Origin of the sequence: Streptacidiphilus albus JL83 (assembly GCF_000744705.1) — a bacterium.
GTDB classification, from domain to species: Bacteria; Actinomycetota; Actinomycetes; order Streptomycetales; family Streptomycetaceae; genus Streptacidiphilus; species Streptacidiphilus albus.
Genome location: NZ_JQML01000001.1, coordinates 3,205,468 through 3,222,850 on the forward strand (window position 1 = coordinate 3,205,468; position 17,383 = coordinate 3,222,850).

The following is a 17,383-nucleotide window of genomic DNA, read 5'->3' on the forward strand; positions in this document are numbered from 1 at the left end:
GGTGGTCGGTACGGGGAACCCCGTACCGACCCCGCCGCCGACCCCTTCAGCCGCTCACTACTTGGAGACCAGCGTCCGTTCGACGACGATGGTCTCCTGCTCGGCCAGAATCCGATGGCCGCCCGGGCAAGGACGCTCGGGGCAGTCGTACTCGGCGTAGCGGTGGGCCAGTCGGCTGCCGTCCAGCCGCTGCAGCAGCGGGAGGTGCCGGATCTCCAGCGTCAGCAGGGTCAGCGCCGTGCCGATGACGGCGAGCAGTGTCAGGCCCTCTCCGGCGGCGGCGCCGATCGCAGCCGCAGCGAAGATCGCGGCGGCGGTGGTGATGCCGCGCACCACGTCCCCGCCCTCCTGGCTCTGGCGGAAAGTCAGTCCGCCGCCGATGAAGCCGACGCCGGTGATCACCCCGGTCAGCACGTTCGGCGCGCCGTTCTGCGAGAGCGCCGCGACCACCGCCGCGCCCACTCCGATCAGTGAGAACGTCCGGTCACCGGCCGCCGCTCCGCGCGCCGCGCGCTCGAAACCGACGGCGTAGGTCAGCCCGAATGCGATGAGCATGTTTTCGGCCATCGGTATCTCGTGAATCATGCCGCCCATTCAACCGCACCTGTGCCCCGGCCCCGGCCCCCGGGAACCACCGCCCCATGCTGACCGCCACCCGCAGCGGCACCGGGCCTACGCCTGCTGCTGCCCGTCGAGCAGCGCCAGGTCCTCGGTGTCCAGGACGATCCGGGCTGCCGCCATGTTCTCCTCCAGATGGGCGAGCGAGGCGGTGCCGGGGATCTGCACGATCGAGGGCGAGCGGGCCAGGCCCCAGGCGATGGCGACCTGCTGGGCACTGGCGCCGTGGCGCTCGGCCACCTGCTGGAGGCCGGTGTCGGCGAGCGGGGTGCGCCCGCCGCCGAGCGCGAAGAAGGGGGTGTAGGCGATGCCGGCCTCCGCGCAGGCGTCGACCAGTGCCGAGTCCCCCTGGTCCAGCACCCCGAAGCGGTTCTGCACGGCGGCGACCGGCGCGATGGCGCGGGCCTCGGCGAGCTGCTCCTGCCCGACATTGCTGATGCCGAGGTGCCGGATCAGGCCCTCCGCGCGCAGTTCGGCCAGCGCCGCGAAGCGCTCGCCGATCGACTCGTTCGGCTCCGTTCCGAGCCCGCCCACCCGCAGGTAGACCAGGTCCAGAACATCGAGACCGAGCTCGCGCAGGTTCTGCTCCACCGCCGCCCGCAGTTCGCCGGGCGCGGCATGGCCGACCATCTCGCCGCTGGGCGCGCGGACCGGACCGACCTTGGTGGCGATGCTGACCTCGGCGGCGTAGGGGTGCAGCGCCTCGCGCAGGATCTCGTTGGCGTGGTTGGGGCCGACGAAGTAGAAGGCCGAGGTGTCGATGTGCCGGGCCCCGAGCTCGACGGCCCGGCGCGCGACCGCCACCGAGGTGGCCCGGTCGGCCACGTCGCCACCCCACCGTCCCGGCAGCTGCATCGCGCCGAAGCCGAGGCGCGGCACGGTGATCGTGCCGCCCAGTTCGAAGGTGGTCGTCCCGGCACTGTTCGGTGAAGGTGTTTTCGTCATAGTCAGGATGATGGTCGATCACGACCCGAACCAGCCAGGGCCCGCCGATACCAGGATCAACGGAGCGGACGCCCCGGTGCGCGGACGAATGACACAAGGTCAGACATTCCAGCCCCGGCGCAGAACAATTCTTGCCGCACCTTGATCGCGACGCGACAGTCGTGTGACCTGAATGGGCAAGGATGTTCGAACAGTTGTCTTCTGCTCTGCCGACTCGAATGGTTCACCGTGCCACAGCAGTTCATACGCGTACGACGCGCAGCCGGTCCCCTGCTCGCCGCCACCCTCACCACCGCGGCCCTGGGCGGCTGCGGTCCGCTGGTCGCACAGCAGAAGACCCTGCCGCCGACCCAGCTGAAGAGTGAGCTGCTCACCGCTCCGACCGGCTCGAAGCCGTTCAGCCGCGGCACACTGGCGCCCGGCGGGATCCTCAATCGCGACCAGTTCGTGGATGGAGTGTTCAGCGCCAAGGACCAGAGCACTGAGCAGGCAGACATCGCCCAGCAGGGCTTCAAATATGCCGTCGAGACCAACTGGAAGGCGACGAACGGCTCGCAGGCCGATGTGTTCCTGATCCAGTTCGGTGATTCCAGCGGAGCGGAGAACTACGTCAGCGGCGTCTCGGAGGCCACGTCGGAGGAGGAGGAACCGGCCGAACCGCTGGCCTCCCTGCCCGGTCTGCCCGGCGCCGAGGCCTGGACCGCCGGCACCCTGGACAGTGTGGGCGACATCCGCCAGTCCGCCTGGTTCGCCGTCGGCAACGTCGCCGTCGATCTGCACTACTACACCCCCGGTACGGCCGACGCCGCCGGGCTCGACCGGCTGGTCCTGGCCCAGGACGCCCGACTGACCGGCCACGTCACCACCCCCTCAGCGCTTCCCGCACCGTCAGGGGTGGCCCCCAGCAAGAGCAGCACCGGGCCGGCCACCGCGACCGCAGCCGACCGCAGCCGACTGGAGTCCGACCTGGTGCCGCTGCCCGGCAACGCCCAGCCTTGGTCCTCCAACAGCTCGAACGGGCCGACCGGCGTGCTGAACCTGGCCCAGTTCCTCGCGAATTTCGACCCGTCGAACATCCCGAGCGACACCGCCGAGGAGCAGGACCGCGGGTTCCAGTACGCCGTTCGCGAGGACTGGCGGGGAGCCGACGGAACCCAGGCGAACATCCTCCTGCTCCAGTTCTCCTCCGCCACCGGAGCGCAGAGCTTCACCCTCGGCTACCAGGGCGGCGCGGGGGACGCCGTCGGCACCGGCGGAACCTATCCGGTCCCGCACAGCGGCGACTCCATGGCCTACGAGCACAGCAGCCTGGACAAGGTCGGCAACATCTGGACCGAGGACTACGCCGTCGTCGGCAACATCGCCGTAGACGTCGACTTCTGGGTGCCGGCCAAGGCCGACCGGGCCGAGGCCACGGCACTGTTCCAGCAGCAGTACGCCAAGCTGATGGCCGACCCGACCGTGGCCCAGGCCGCCAACGAGGCGCCGCCGCTGCCCACCGCCGGCTCCTGACAGCGCCGGGCCCGGTGGCCGCGTCCCCCTGGGAACGCGGCCACCGGGCCCTCTGTCGTACCGTCGGCGCTTCCCGACTCAGCGCAGCAGGCCCGAGTCCATCCCCGCGCTCTCCGCCGGGACCGCGATCAGGCCCAGCTCCGCGCCGGAGGCCAGCAGCCGGTGCGAGGGCAGGATCCGCACCGTGTAGCCGAAGGGGCCGGTGCGGCCGAGCTCCAGCGGGCCCTCGTAGCGCCAGCGGCCGTCCAGGTCGGCGCGGTCGGCGGCCTTGAGCGACACCGCCGTGGCATCGGTGATCCGGTCCGCGTCGTCGACCCGGCCGGAGACCACCTGGACGTCGACGTCGGCCGGGTCGAGGCCGTCCAGCGAGACATGGCAGCGCAGACCGAGCGTGCTGCCCAGTTCCGGCGCGTCCGCCGCCTCGCCGACCTCGACGTGTTCGACCCTGATCTGCGGCCAGGCCGCGCGCACCCGTCCCTTCCAGGACGCCAGCTCCCGGGCGCCGGCCCAGTCTCCGCCCACCGTCAGCGCACGGTGTGCGCCCGCGGCCGGGGTGTAGAGCCGTTCGACGTACTCGCGGACCATCCGGCCCGCCAGCACCTTCGGGCCGAGGGTGACCAGGGTGTGCCGGACCATCTCGATCCAGCGGTGCGGCAGCCCGTCCTGCCCCCGGTCGTAGAAGCGCTGGGCGACCTGCTGCTCGATCAGGTCGTAGAGCCCGTTGGCCTCGATGTCGTCACGGCGGTCGGCCTCGGGCCCGTCCGGCTCGGTGCTGATGCCCTCCGCCGTCGGGATGGCCCAGCCGTTGCTGCCGTCGAACCACTCGTCCCACCAGCCGTCGAGGACGGAGAGGTTGAGCGCCCCGTTCAGCGCCGCCTTCATCCCCGAGGTGCCGCAGGCCTCCAGCGGGCGCAGCGGGTTGTTCAGCCAGACGTCGCAGCCGGGATAGAGCGACGCGGCCATGTCCATGTCGTAGTCGGGCAGGAAGATGATCCGGTGCCGGACCGCCGGGTCGTCGGCGAACTTCACCATCTCCTGGATCAGCCGCTTGCCGCCGTCGTCGGCCGGATGGGCCTTGCCGGCCACCACGATCTGGATCGGGTGGGTCGGGTGCAGCAGCAGGCCGCGCAGCCGCTCCGGGTCGCGGAGCATCAGCGTGAGCCGCTTGTAGGAGGGCACGCGCCGGGCGAAGCCGATGGTGAGGACGTCCGGATCCAGTATCTCGGCGACCCAGCCGAGCTCCGCGTCGCTGGCGCCGCGCTGCCGCCAGGAGGCCCTGACCCGCTCCCTGGCGTCGTCCACCAGCTGGGTCCGCAGCCGGCGGCGCAGCTCCCAGATGTCCAGGTCGGGGATGCGGGCCACGCCGTCCCAGCGGTGGGCCTCGCCGATGACCATGGCGTCGTCGGTGATCTCGGAGCCGATCTCACGGGCGCCGAGCCGGACCACCTCGGGGTCGATCCAGGTGGGCGCGTGGACGCCGTTGGTGATCGAGGTGATCGGCACCTCCTCGGCGTCGAAGCCCGGCCAGAGGCCGTTGAACATGCCCCGGCTGACCTTCCCGTGGAGCAGGCTCACGCCGTTGGCGCGCTGGGCGAAGCGCAGGCCCATGGCGGCCATGTTGAAGAGGTTGGGGTCGCCGTCGGGCCAGCTCTCGACACCGAGGGCGAGCACCCGCTCGACCGGCACCCCGTCGAGGGCCGCGTCGCCGGAGAAGTGACGGCGCACCAGCTCCCGCTCGAAGCGGTCGATCCCGGCCGGGACCGGGGTGTGGGTGGTGAACACCGTGCCGGAACGGACCACCTCCAGGGCGCTGTCCACGTCCAGCGGAGCGGCCTCCGGCGTTCCGGCGACCAGCTCGCGGATGCGTTCGACCCCGAGGAAGCCGGCGTGGCCCTCGTTGGTGTGGAAGACCTCGGGCTCGGCGTGCCCGGTGAGCCGGCAGTAGGTGCGCACGGCGCGCACCCCGCCGATCCCGAGCAGCATCTCCTGGAGCAGCCGGTGCTCGCTGCCGCCGCCGTAGAGCCGGTCGGTGACGTCGCGCTCGGAGGCCGCGTTCTCCTCTATGTCCGAGTCGAGCATCAGCAGCGGCACCCGCCCGACCTGGGCCTTCCAGATCCGGGCGTGCAGCTCCCGGCCGCCCGGGAGGGCCAGCACCACCCGACTGGGGGTGCCGTCCTCCTCCCGCAGCTGGCTGACGGCCAGCTCGTGCGGGTCGAGCAGCGGGTAGCGCTCCTGCTGCCAGCCGTCGCGGGAGAGCGACTGCCGGAAGTATCCGTGCCGGTAGAGCAGGCCGACGCCGATGATCGGCACGCCGAGGTCACTGGCGGATTTGAGGTGGTCCCCGGCGAGGATGCCGAGGCCGCCCGAGTACTGGGGCAGGGTCGCGGTGATGCCGAACTCTGGCGAGAAGTAGGCGATGGCCGCCGGACGCTCGTCCGCGTCGTGCTGGGTCTGGTACCAGCGGGGCGCGTCGAGGTAGTCGCGGAGGTCGTCGGCGGCGTCGCCGAGCCGGCGCAGGAACCGGCGGTCCCCGGCCAGCGCCGCGAGCCGCTGCGGGGCGACCTCGCCCAGCAGGCGCACCGGGTCCCGACCCGCACTCTCCCAGGTCTCCGGATCGACCGAGCGGAACAGCTCGCGGGTCTCCGGATGCCAGGACCAACGCAGGTTGAGTGCCAGCTCACCGAGGGCTTGGAGGGGTTCGGGCAGGACGGTACGAACCGTAAATCGTCGAATTGCCTTCACTCCATGGAAGATAGCGTGCCCCCGGGGTTCTTTGCGGCAACTACCTGCGGCAATCGCAGAATTAACTGATCATCAGGCGTACGCCGGAGCACGAGGGGGCGCACGGTTTCGGATAGCGCGCCCCCGAAAGGCAACCGACACATGACTGCCGTATGGACGATCCGCGCTCCGCGATGACAGAGTCAGGATTCCGCTCCCCATGGCTGAAAGAAGCGGATACTGGTCCGTGGGCGGTCCGACAGGTGCGAGGATCGATGCAGGTCAACCAAGCCCCCCAGGGGAATGACGCGGCCGCCCGGTCCGGACGGGGGCGGCCACGACGGCCGCGGTCCACCCGTGGCGCCGGTTCGCACGCTGACACACCATCCGAACAGCCCTCCAGCGTGTCTCGATTCCTCGTGCGCTCGTTGTACACAGCGGGCCATACCGGTCACTATCACAACAGAACGGGCTCTCACCAGGGGCCCGAGCCATGGCGCGCACCGGAGCGCGCGGGAGCAGGCGGACGGACGGGTTGACCGGAGCAGGGGTCGGGGCAGGATTCCTGCGTCACCCGCCCATGGCCGGTGAACGTCCCCCGTCCGGTCCCCTCACCCCAGTCCTGCGGCCGGCCCGCCGGACGCGCCGGCCGGTGCCGCGCGCACGCATGTTCGAGAACGAGAAGTCGTCCTTTTCGTCGTGGTCAGGAGCGGTAGATGAAGCGGGAGATGAACCAGCGGGACACGCACGCGGAACGCACGCGCGCGGTACAGGCGCCTGCCGGGCACGCGCCCGCAGCGGAGGCGGCCGCGGCGCGCGCCACGGAGCCGCCGCGCGGAGCGTCGGCCGAGGCGGGCGACGCCGCGTCGGCCGGGGCCGGAGCGCTCGGCCCGGGGACTGTCGGCGCCGGAGCGGTCGACACGGCCGAGCCCCACCACCGACCGAGCCGGACGGCCGCGCACGCGGCCCACGCCACCCATACGGCCCAGGCGACCCATGTCGGCAGAGCCGCACACCCGCTGAAGCCCGCCGCACCGGCCACGCCCGCCACCCCGACCCCGCCCGTCAAGGCCGCGCCGCGCCCGACCGGGAGCACGACCGTTGAAAATCGGACAGTCACTGACGAGGCAGTCGGCGAGGGCCCGGCGGCCGTCGGCGGGGAGCCGGCGTCGCTCAGGAAGCCGGCCAAGCGCGCTGCCACCCGCGCCCCGCGGGCCGCGAAGCCGGCCCGGAGCAGCACGGAGGGCGAGCCCGCCCACCTGATCGGCCGAATCCCGATCCTGGACGTCAGCCCCCGCGTCGGCTGCGGCGACCACCCCGCCAAGTCCGTGGTCGGCGAACCCTTCCAGGTCAGCGCCACGGTCTTCCGCGAGGGCCATGACGCGGTCAACGCCAATGTGGTGCTCCGCGACCCCCGGGGCCGCAGCGGCCCGTGGACCCCGATGCGCGAACTGGCGCCCGGCAGCGACCGCTGGGGCGCCGAGGTCGTCGCCACCGCACCCGGCCGCTGGAGCTACAGCGTGGAGGCCTGGAGCGACCCGGTCGCGACCTGGCGGCACCACGCCGAGGTCAAGATCCCGGCCGGGATCGACACCTCGCTGGTGCTGGAGGAGGGCGCACTGCTGCTGGAGCGCGCCGCCGCCGGCGTGCCCCGGCGCGAGGGCCGGACCGCCGTGCTGGCGGCGGCGGCCACCCTGCGCCGGAGCGGGCTGCCGCCGGCCGTCCGGCTGCGGCAGGCGCTCGGCGCCGAGGTCCTGCAGGCGCTGACCCGCCATCCGCTGCGCGAACTGGTGTCCGTGTCCGCTCCGGCGCCGCTCCAGGTGGACCGTCAGCGCGCGCTCTACGGCTCCTGGTACGAGTTCTTCCCGCGCTCGGAGGGCGCGGTGGTGGACCCGACCGGTCGGACCGCGCCGGTCTCCGGCACCCTGCGCTCGGCCGCGCTGCGCCTGCCGGCCATCGCCGGGATGGGCTTCGACGTGGTCTACCTGCCGCCGGTTCACCCGATCGGCCGTGCCTACCGCAAGGGACCGAACAACACCCTGGAGGCCGGGCCGAACGACGTGGGCTCGCCCTGGGCGATCGGCTCGCCGGAGGGCGGCCACGACGCGATCCACCCCGACCTGGGCACCATCGAGGACTTCGACGCCTTCGTCGCCCGCGCCCGGGAGCTGGAGCTGGAGGTCGCCCTCGACTTCGCGCTCCAGTGCTCCCCCGACCACCCCTGGGTCGACAAGCACCCCGACTGGTTCAGCACCCGGGCCGACGGCAGCATCGCCTACGCCGAGAACCCGCCCAAGAAGTACCAGGACATCTACCCGGTCAACTTCGACCAGGACTTCGACGGCATCGTCGCGGAAACGGTACGGCTGCTGCGGTACTGGATGAAGCACGGCGTCCGGATCTTCCGGGTCGACAACCCGCACACCAAGCCGGTGGCGTTCTGGGAGGCGGTGCTCGGCACGATCGCCCGGACCGACCCGGACGTGCTGTTCCTGGCCGAGGCCTTCACCCGCCCGGCGATGATGCACACCCTGGGGAAGGTCGGCTTCCACCAGTCCTACACCTACTTCACCTGGCGCACCGGCAAGCAGGAACTGACGGAGTACCTGACCGAGCTCTCCGGCGACACCGCTGCCTACATGCGGCCCAACTTCTTCACCAACACCCCGGACATCCTGCACGCCTACCTCCAGCACGGCGGCCGGCCGGCCTTCGCGGTCCGAGCGATCCTGGCCGCCACCCTGGCCCCCAGCTACGGCGTCTACGCGGGCTTCGAGCTCTTCGAGGGCACGGCCGTCCACCCCGGCTCCGAGGAGTACCTGGACTCGGAGAAGTTCCAGCTCCGACCGCGCGACTGGGACCGGCCCGACAGCCTCGCCCCACTGCTCACCACCCTCAACCGGCTGCGCCGCGAGCACCCGGCGCTGCAGCTGCTGCGGAACCTGCGGTTCCACGGCACCGACAACGACCAGGTCATCGCCTACTCCAAGAGCAGCGGCGACGACACCGTGCTGATCGTGGTCAACCTCGACCCGCACCACCCGCAGGAGGCCACGGTCTCGCTCGACCTCGCCGCCCTCACCCCCTCGGCCCCGGACGGGGAGGAGTCCCTGGACGTCCACGACCACCTGACCGGGGCCCAGTACCGCTGGGGCCGGCACAACTACGTCCGGCTGGACCCTCAGCAGCAGCCGGCTCACCTCTTCTCGGTCCGGAGGGCCACCCAGTGATCGTCAACGAACCGGTTCCCGACACCTTCACCGACACCCCGCAGCAGGACCGCGACCCCGACTGGTTCAAGCGCGCCGTGTTCTACGAGGTCCTCGTCCGCTCCTTCCAGGACAGCAACGGTGACGGGGTGGGCGACCTGCGCGGTCTCACCTCCAAGCTGGACTACCTCCAGTGGCTCGGGGTGGACTGCCTGTGGCTGCCGCCGTTCTTCGCCTCGCCGCTGCGCGACGGCGGCTACGACGTGGCCGACTACACCTCCGTGCTGCCCGAGTTCGGCGACCTGGCCGACTTCGTCGAGTTCGTGGACTCGGCCCACCAGCGCGGGATGCGGGTGGTCATCGACTTCGTGATGAACCACACCAGCGACCAGCACCCCTGGTTCCAGGCCTCCCGCAACGACCCGGACGGGCCCTACGGCGACTACTACGTCTGGGCCGACGACGACAAGCAGTACGCCGACGCCCGGATCATCTTCGTCGACACCGAGACCAGCAACTGGACCTTCGACCCGGTCCGCAAGCAGTACTTCTGGCACCGCTTCTTCTCGCACCAGCCGGACCTCAACTTCGAGAACCCGGCCGTCCAGGAGGAGATCCTGGCCGCGCTGCGGTTCTGGCTGGACCTCGGCATCGACGGCTTCCGGCTGGACGCCGTGCCCTACCTCTACACCGAGGAGGGCACCAACTGCGAGAACCTCCCCGCGACCCACGCCTTCCTGAAGCGGGTCCGGGCCGAGATCGACCGCGACTACCCGGACACCGTGCTGCTGGCCGAGGCCAACCAGTGGCCGGAGGACGTGGTCGACTACTTCGGCGACTACGCGCGCGGCGGCGACGAGTGCCACATGGCCTTCCACTTCCCGGTGATGCCGCGGATCTTCATGGCCGTGCGCCGCGAGTCCCGCTACCCGGTCGCGGAAATCCTGGCGAAGACCCCGGCCATCCCGTCCCGCTGCCAGTGGGGCATCTTCCTGCGCAACCACGACGAGCTGACCCTGGAGATGGTCACCGACGAGGAGCGCGACTACATGTACGCGGAGTACGCCAAGGACCCGCGGATGCGGGCCAATGTCGGCATCCGCCGCCGGCTGGCGCCGCTGCTGGACAACGACCGCAAGCAGATCGAGCTGTTCACCGCGCTGCTGCTGTCGCTCCCCGGCTCGCCCGTCCTCTACTACGGGGACGAGATCGGCATGGGCGACAACATCTGGCTCGGCGACCGGGACGGGGTCCGCACCCCGATGCAGTGGACCCCGGACCGCAACGCCGGTTTCTCCACGGCAGACCCGGGCAGGCTCAACCTGCCCACCATCATGGACCCGGTCTACGGCTACCAGGTGACCAACGTCGAGGCGCAGACGAGCAGCACCAGCTCGCTGCTGCACTGGACCCGCCGCATGATCGAGATCCGCAAGCTCAACCCGGCCTTCGGTCTCGGGTCGTACGCGGAGCTGCCCTCCAGCAACCCCGCCGTGCTGGCCTTCGTCCGGACGGTCTCGCTCCCGAACGGAGGTGACGACCTGGTCATGTGCGTCAACAACTTCTCGCGCTTCGCCCAGCCGACCGAGTTGGACCTGAGCGCCTACCTGGGTCGGCACCCGGTGGAGCTGATCGGCGGGGTGCGCTTCCCCGCCATCGGCGACCTGCCCTACCTGCTGACCCTGGCCGGGCACGGCTTCTACTGGTTCCGGCTGCGTCACCCGGAGTAGCCGCGAACCGGGCAGTCGATCGGACCGCGCGCCTGGTGGCCGACCAGGCCGTGCGGCACGCCCCGCCAACCCCGGCGGAGCACCCGTCACTGCCCGCACGTCATCCCACCCGTTCCCCAGGAGCAGTGCCACCCCCACTCCTAACCCCTTGGCATGACGCACGATCGGTTACCGCGTGCCGACACGTCCGCGTCATAAATATCCGGAAGACTGGCAGACCCGGCAGCAGTGCCCGCACAAGAGGCTGCCGGGGTTGCTGCGTCCCCGGGGAAAGGGAGATATGTCCGACACCTCCCGATCTCGTTCTGTCACCGACCGCATCTCGTCCGGCCGGTCCCCGATCGCCCCGGGGCCGGCCGCCCAACCGCCGGTCACCCACCCTCCGGCAGCCCACCTCACCCTCTCGCCCAGCACGGATCCGGGCCCCCTGGCCCAGGCCGCGCTGGTCCAGGACGCGCTCCCACTGCTGCGCGAATGGCTGCCCCGGCAGCGCTGGTTCGCGGGCAAGGGACGCCCCGTCAGCGCCGTCGTGCCGACCGGAGTCACCGTGCTCCCGGGTTCGGCGTCCGGCGACCCGCTGCTGCTGCACCTGCTGCTGGAGGTCACCCAGCTCGGTCCTGACGGATCGTCCGAGACCGACGTCTACCAACTGCTGCTCGGCGCACGGTCGGGGCCCGACCGGCCGGAGCACGACCCGGAGGACCGGCGGGCCGCCGTGGTCGGCCGGATCAGCGGCGGCCCCAACGACGGCCTGCTGATCTACGACGCGGCCTACGACGACGCGCTGACCCAGCGGCTGCTGCGGCTGCTAGCCGACAGCGGCTCCAAGGGGACGCAGGTGGGGCCGCTGCGCTTCAGCAACCTCAACGGCCTGGACGGCGACGGCGGCCCGATCGGGCTCGGCGGGCTCGGCGAGCCCGACAGCCTGAGCACCCGTCCCTCCCGGGTCGGTACCGCCGAACAGAGCAACACCTCGATCGTGTTCGGCAACTCCGCCATCCTCAAGCTGTTCCGCCGGGTCAGTCCCGGCCTCAACCCCGACCTGGAGCTCTCGCTGGCGCTGAGCCGCGCCGGTTCCACCCGCGTCCCGTCCACCCTGGCCTGGTACGAGGGCGAGCTGCCGCCGTCGCGGAAGCAGCCGGACGGGCCGGGCGCGGCGCCGGAACCGGAGCCGGAACCGGCCACCCTCGGCCTGCTCCAGCGCTACCTCCACGGCGGCCGGGACGGCTGGGAGTTCGCACTCTCCCACGTCCAGCGGCTGCGGACGGCGCCCGCCCTGCGGACCCGGCCGATCGACCAGATCACCGGCAACTTCTCCGCAGAGTCGTTTCTGCTGGGCCGCTGCACGGCCGAGATCCACCTCACCCTGGCCGAGGTGCTGCCGGTCACGGTGCTGGCCCCGGCCGACGTCGAGGCGCTGGCCGGCACCATGGCCCGACGGCTGGACGCCGCCGCCCTGGTCGTCCCGGCGCTGGCGCCCTACCGGCCGGCGCTGCACCTGATCTTCCAGTCGCTGGCCGACTCGGCCCGCGACGGACGCCGGCTCCAGGCCCAGCGGATCCACGGCGACCTGCACCTGGGCCAGTCCATGCGGACCGGACGGGGCTGGGTCCTGCTGGACTTCGAGGGGGAACCGGCCAAGTCGCTGGCCGAGCGCCGCCGCCCGCAGCCTGCGGTCCGGGACGTGGCGGCCATACTGCGCTCCTTCGACTACGCCGCCGCGCACCTGCTGTCGGAGCTCTCCCCCGGCGATCCGCAGCGCGGTCCACTGGCCGACCTCGCCGCCACCTGGGCGCTGCGCAACCGCGAGGCGTTCTGCGCCGGCTACGCGGCGGCCGGCGCCGAGGACCCGACCGCCGACCTGGTCCTGCTGCACGCGCTGGAGACGGACAAGGCCGTCTACGAGGTGGTCTACGAGGCGCGGAACCGGCCGGGCTGGCTGCCCATCCCGCTCTCGGCCATCGCCAGACTGGCCCGCGCCGCGGAGTCCCGGAGGCTCCCGGACCGGAGAACGCCGGACCCCGGTCCGGTCCGCTGACGCCGCCCGCCACCCGTCCCGCCACCCACCCCACCCGAGTCCACCCCACCCGAAGCCCACCGTCCGCCCCACCTACGCCCGAGATACCCAGCAAGAACGCCAGGGAGGCCCCGGCCGTGAAGCAGTTCGAACCGCCTCGCCCCAACGCCCCGAAGGGCGGCAGGTCCACGCCCGGCTCGGCCGCCTTCGCTGCGGCTTCGGCCTCGGCCTCGGCGACCGCCCTGCTCCAGCCCCGGCCCGATCCACTGCCGGTCGCCGCGCCGCCCGGGCCGCTGCCGGTCCCGGCCGCGCCGCCGGCCCCGGGCGAGACGGAACGGCTGGTCGGCGGCTGGCACCACGATCCGCACGGCCTGCTGGGGGCGCACCCCGTGCCCGGAGGAACCGCGATCCGGGTGCTGCGCCCGCTGGCCGAGCAGGTCGTCGTCGAGACCGCCGCCGGCCGCTACCTGCTGAGCCACCACCAGGACGGGCTGTTCACCGGCCTGCTGCCGACGACCGCGCTGCCGAAGACCGCGCTGCCGACAGGCGCGTCCCCCGACTACCGGCTCCGGGTCACCTACGAGGGCCGGGAGCACCTGCAGGACGACGGCTACCGGGCCCTGCCGACGCTGACCGCGGACGACCTGCACCTGATCGGCGAGGGTCGGCACGAGCAGCTGTGGAAGGCCCTCGGCTCGCAGCTGCGCACCGTCGACGGGGTGGCCGGGACCGGCTTCGCGGTCTGGGCGCCGAACGCCTCCGGGGTGCGGGTCGTCGGTGACTTCAACGGCTGGAACGGGCTGGCCCACCCGATGCGCTCGCTGGGCGCCAGCGGGGTGTGGGAGCTGTTCGTCCCCGGCGTCGGCGAGGGAACCCGCTACAAGTACGAGATCGCCACCCGGGACGGCCGGATACTGCAGAAGGCCGACCCGCTGGCCCGGGCCTGCGAGGTGCCGCCGGCCACCGCGTCGGTGGTCGAGCGCTCCACCCACACCTGGCACGACGCCGACTGGCTGGCCGCCCGCAGCGGCCACAGCGCCCACGACCGCCCGATGTCGGTCTACGAGCTGCACCTGGCCTCCTGGCGACCCGGACTGACCTACCGCGAACTGGCGGTGGAGCTCCCGGCCTACGTCCAGGACCTGGGCTTCACCCATGTCGAGCTGATGCCGATCATGGAGCACCCGTTCGGCGGCTCCTGGGGCTACCAGGTCACCGGTTTCTACGCGCCGACCTCCCGGCTCGGCTCCCCGGACGACTTCCGGCACCTCGTCGACACCCTGCACCAGCACGGCATCGGGGTGATCGTGGACTGGGTCCCGGCGCACTTCCCCAAGGACGACTTCGCGCTGGCCCGCTTCGACGGCGCGCCGCTGTACGAGCCGGCCGACCCCCGGCGGGCCGAGCACCCCGACTGGGGCACCCTGGAGTTCGACTACGGCCGCACCGAGGTCCGCAACTTCCTGGTCGCCAACGCCGTCTACTGGGCCGAGGAGTTCCACGTCGACGGCCTCCGGGTGGACGCCGTGGCGTCCATGCTCTACCTGGACTACTCCCGCGAGGGCGGCGACTGGACGCCCAACGAGCACGGCGGGCGCGAGAACTGGGACGCGGTGCGGTTCCTCCAGGAGATGAACGCCACCGTCTACCGCCGCTGCCCCGGCGTGGTCACCATCGCCGAGGAGTCCACCGCCTGGGCCGGCGTCACCCGGCCCACCGACCACGGCGGTCTGGGCTTCGGCCTGAAGTGGAACATGGGCTGGATGCACGACTCGCTGGAGTACATCCAGCACGAGCCGGTGCACCGCAAGTACCACCACGACGAGATGACCTTCTCGATGGTGTACGCCTACAGCGAGAACTACCTGCTGCCGATCTCGCACGACGAGGTCGTCCACGGCAAGCGGTCGCTGGTGTCCAAGATGCCCGGCGACTGGTGGCAGCAGCGCGCCAACGTCCGCGCCTACCTGGCCTTCATGTGGGCCCATCCCGGCAAGCAACTGCTGTTCATGGGTCAGGAGTTCGCCCAGGGCGCCGAGTGGGACCACGACACCGGACCGCAGTGGTGGGTGCTGGCCGAGGACTGGCCGGCCGCCGCCGACCACCGGGGCGTCCAGGAGCTGGTCCGCGACCTCAACCGGCTCTACACCGACTCGCCCGCGCTGTGGCAGCGCGACAACGATCCGGCGGGCTTCTCCTGGCTGGACGGCGGCGCGGCCGAGGACAACCTCTTCTCCTTCGTCCGCCACGACGCCGAGGGCCGGCCGCTGATCAGCGTCAGCAACCTCTCCCCCGTGGTCCGCCACGACTACCGCATCGGCCTGCCCGACACCGAGGGCACCCGCTGGCTGGAGGTCCTGAACACCGACGCCGAGGGGTACGGCGGCAGCGGGATCACCAACCCCGACCCGCTCAAGGCCGACGCCACCCCCTGGAACGGCCGCCCCATCAGCACCGAGCTCACCCTCCCCCCGCTGGCCACCCTCTGGCTCGCCCCGGCCTGACCCGCGGCTGACCAGCGCCCGGCGAGCACGCCGTCCGCGCCCCGTCCGCCACCCGGACGGGGCGGTTCGCTGCGGCGGGCGCCGCCTAAAATCGGGGCATGACCGTCGTCGAGATCCCCGGTTCGAAGTCCATCACCGCGCGGGCGCTGTTCCTGGCCGCCGCCGCCGAGGGCACCACCGTGCTGCGCAGACCGCTGCTCTCGGACGACAGCGAGGGCTTCGCCGAAGGGCTGCGCGCCCTCGGCTACCGGCTGGACCAGCAGCCGGGCGTGTGGACGGTCGAGGGCCGGCCGGCCGGACCGGCCGTCGCCGAGGCCGACGTCTTCTGCCGGGACGGCGCGACCACCGCCCGCTTCCTGCCGACGCTGGCCGCCGCCGGCCACGGCACCTTCCGCTTCGACGCCTCGGAGCAGATGCGCCGCCGGCCGCTCGGCCCGCTCACCTCGGCGCTGCGCGAACTCGGCGTGGACCTCACCCACGAGCTGGCCGAGGGCCACCACCCGCTGACCGTCCGCGCCGACGGGATCAAGGGCGGCGCGCTCACCCTGGACGCCGGGCTGTCGTCCCAGTTCCTGACCGCGCTGCTGCTCTGCGGTCCGCTGACCGCGGAGGGCCTCGACATCACCGTCTCCGACCTGGTGTCGGTCCCCTATGTCGAGATGACCCTGGCCATGATGCGGATCTTCGGCAATGACGCCCGGCGGGTCGGCGACACCTTCCACGTCCCGGCGACGCCGTACACCGCCACCGACTACCTGGTCGAGCCGGACGCCTCCACGGCCAGCTACTTCCTGGCCGCCGCCGCGCTCACCGGCCGCACGGTGACCGTTCCCGGCCTGGGCGCGGACTCGCTCCAGGGCGACCTCCGCTTCGCCGAGGTGCTGCGGCAGATGGGCGCGGAGGTCGAGCTGACCGCCGACGCGGTGACCGTCACCGGTCCGGAGCGGCTGAGCGGCGTCACCGTCAACATGCGCGACATCTCGGACACCGTGCCGACCCTGGCCGCCATCGCCCCCTTCGCCACCGGCCCGGTGCGGATCGAGGACGTCTACAACACCCGGGTGAAGGAGTGCGACCGGCTCGCGGCCTGCGAGCAGAACCTGCGCGCCATGGGCGTCCCGGTGGAGACCGGCCGCGACTGGATCGAGATCCACCCGGCGGTCCCGCGCTCCGCCCCGATCGCCTGCCACGGCGACCACCGGATCGCCATGTCCTTCAGCATCGCCGGTCTGCGCACGGAGGGCGGGGTGACCCTGGACGATCCGGGCTGTGTCCGCAAGACCTTCCCCGGCTTCCACCAGGCCCTCGCCGCCCTCCGCACGGAGTGGTCGGTCTGAGTCGAGTGGTGGCGCTCAGCCGCTCGCGCCGAGCCGGTCCGTCCGACCGACGCGGGCGGCGATGTGGGCGGGGAGCGGGACGTTCACCGGGAGCACCGGGTCGGCGACCGGGGTGCCCCAGGTCGCGAGCAGCGGCAGCTCGCCGGCCCAGAGGCCGAGTTCGGCGTCCGGTCCTTCGCCGTCCTCCGGCGGCCCGGCGCTGACCTTGACCGAGGCCTCGTCCAGGGACAGCGCCAGCAGCGTGGTGGCGGCGAGCTCCTTGCGGTTGGGCCGGCGGGCGTAGTCCCACTGGCCGGGGGCGGCCTGCTCGCTGAGCACCCGCAGCCCCTCCAGCTTCTCCTCCGGGTCGGTGACCACCCTCGGCGTGCCGTAGACCATCGCACAGCGGTAGTTGACGCTGTGCTCGAAGACCGAGCGGGCCAGCACCAGCGAGTCGACGTGGGTGACGGTGACGCAGACGGTCGCCCCGGGATCGGCGGCCAGACTGCGGCTGGCGACCGACCCGTGCAGGTAGAGGGTGTCGCCGGTGGCCCCGTAGACCGTGGGGACGACCATCGGGGCGCCGTCGACGACGACTCCCAGGTGGCAGAGGAAGCCTGCGGCGAGCACCTTGTCCAGTTCCGCCCGGTACGGACGGCCGTTCTCCCGCATCCGTCGAAGTCGGGTGCGGTCGGTCACGACGAGCCGATCAGCCTCTCCGTTTCGCGTTTCAGCCATCGTGTCTCTCCATCTCAACGAAATCAGTTGCCAAACATGGATTCTGGCATGGAATCGGTAGCCTCGAAAGGCT

10 protein-coding genes are annotated in these 17,383 nt (G+C 72.0%); 6 read left to right on the forward strand and 4 right to left on the reverse strand.

From position 1 onward, the window contains the following. Window positions 1–57: 57 nt before the first annotated feature. Both BS75_RS13785 and BS75_RS13790 read right to left on the reverse strand, forming a co-directional pair. Window positions 58–585, reverse strand: coding sequence for an MgtC/SapB family protein (locus BS75_RS13785; protein WP_160312227.1), 528 nt, complete (start codon window positions 583–585; stop codon window positions 58–60). Window positions 586–672: 87 nt separating this feature from the next. Beyond that, window positions 673–1,563 carry an oxidoreductase gene (locus BS75_RS13790; RefSeq protein WP_034088420.1) on the reverse strand — a complete coding sequence of 297 codons (891 nt, stop codon included), beginning with the start codon at window positions 1,561–1,563 and terminating at the stop codon, window positions 673–675. A 228-nt stretch (window positions 1,564–1,791) separates the two neighbouring features. On the opposite strand from BS75_RS13790, the gene BS75_RS13795 reads away from it, so the two are divergent. Further along, the gene (locus tag BS75_RS13795; protein WP_034088421.1) at window positions 1,792–3,075 is read left to right on the forward strand and encodes a hypothetical protein; all 1,284 of its coding nucleotides are present in this window, start codon (window positions 1,792–1,794) and stop codon (window positions 3,073–3,075) included. Window positions 3,076–3,153: 78 nt separating this feature from the next. Here BS75_RS13795 and glgP read toward each other — a convergent pair whose 3' ends face one another. Beyond that, entirely contained in the window at window positions 3,154–5,817 is a 2,664-nt protein-coding gene (gene glgP, locus BS75_RS13800; RefSeq protein WP_034088422.1) for an alpha-glucan family phosphorylase, read from the reverse strand. 1,238 nt (window positions 5,818–7,055) lie between these two features. Here glgP and BS75_RS13805 point away from each other — a divergent pair. From BS75_RS13805 to aroA, 5 genes are all read left to right on the forward strand, one after another. Next, window positions 7,056–9,026, forward strand: a complete 1,971-nt coding sequence (locus BS75_RS13805; RefSeq protein ID WP_169790761.1) for an alpha-1,4-glucan--maltose-1-phosphate maltosyltransferase — start codon at window positions 7,056–7,058, stop codon at window positions 9,024–9,026. Next, on the forward strand, window positions 9,023–10,735 hold the full coding sequence (treS, locus tag BS75_RS13810) for a maltose alpha-D-glucosyltransferase (protein WP_034088423.1): 1,713 nt from the start codon (window positions 9,023–9,025) through the stop codon (window positions 10,733–10,735). The genes BS75_RS13805 and treS overlap by 4 nt, the downstream gene beginning before the upstream one ends. A 280-nt stretch (window positions 10,736–11,015) precedes the next feature. Then, window positions 11,016–12,773, forward strand: a complete 1,758-nt coding sequence (locus BS75_RS48130) for a maltokinase N-terminal cap-like domain-containing protein (RefSeq protein ID WP_042437203.1) — start codon at window positions 11,016–11,018, stop codon at window positions 12,771–12,773. A 116-nt stretch (window positions 12,774–12,889) separates the two neighbouring features. Further along, complete coding sequence (gene glgB / locus BS75_RS13820; RefSeq protein WP_231607768.1) at window positions 12,890–15,256, forward strand: 1,4-alpha-glucan branching enzyme; 2,367 nt, start codon at window positions 12,890–12,892, stop codon at window positions 15,254–15,256. Between the two features lie 98 nt (window positions 15,257–15,354). After that, a complete protein-coding gene (aroA, locus tag BS75_RS13825; protein ID WP_034088424.1) occupies window positions 15,355–16,593 on the forward strand; it encodes a 3-phosphoshikimate 1-carboxyvinyltransferase in 1,239 nt (412 codons plus the stop codon). 15 nt (window positions 16,594–16,608) lie between these two features. On the opposite strand, the gene BS75_RS13830 is transcribed toward aroA, so the two are convergent. Beyond that, window positions 16,609–17,310, reverse strand: a complete 702-nt coding sequence (locus tag BS75_RS13830; RefSeq protein WP_034088425.1) for a pyridoxamine 5'-phosphate oxidase family protein — start codon at window positions 17,308–17,310, stop codon at window positions 16,609–16,611. Window positions 17,311–17,383 lie beyond the last annotated feature (73 nt).

Bases quoted from the DNA above. Each gene is read 5' to 3' on its own strand.
- BS75_RS13785 (WP_160312227.1), bottom strand. From the start codon at position 585: ATGATTCACGAGATACCGATGGCCGAAAACATGCTCATCGCATTCGGG.
- BS75_RS13790 (WP_034088420.1), bottom strand. From the start codon at position 1,563: ATGACGAAAACACCTTCACCGAACAGTGCCGGGACGACCACCTTCGAA.
- BS75_RS48130 (WP_042437203.1), top strand. From the start codon at position 11,016: ATGTCCGACACCTCCCGATCTCGTTCTGTCACCGACCGCATCTCGTCC.
- aroA (WP_034088424.1), top strand. From the start codon at position 15,355: ATGACCGTCGTCGAGATCCCCGGTTCGAAGTCCATCACCGCGCGGGCG.
- BS75_RS13830 (WP_034088425.1), bottom strand. From the start codon at position 17,310: ATGGCTGAAACGCGAAACGGAGAGGCTGATCGGCTCGTCGTGACCGAC.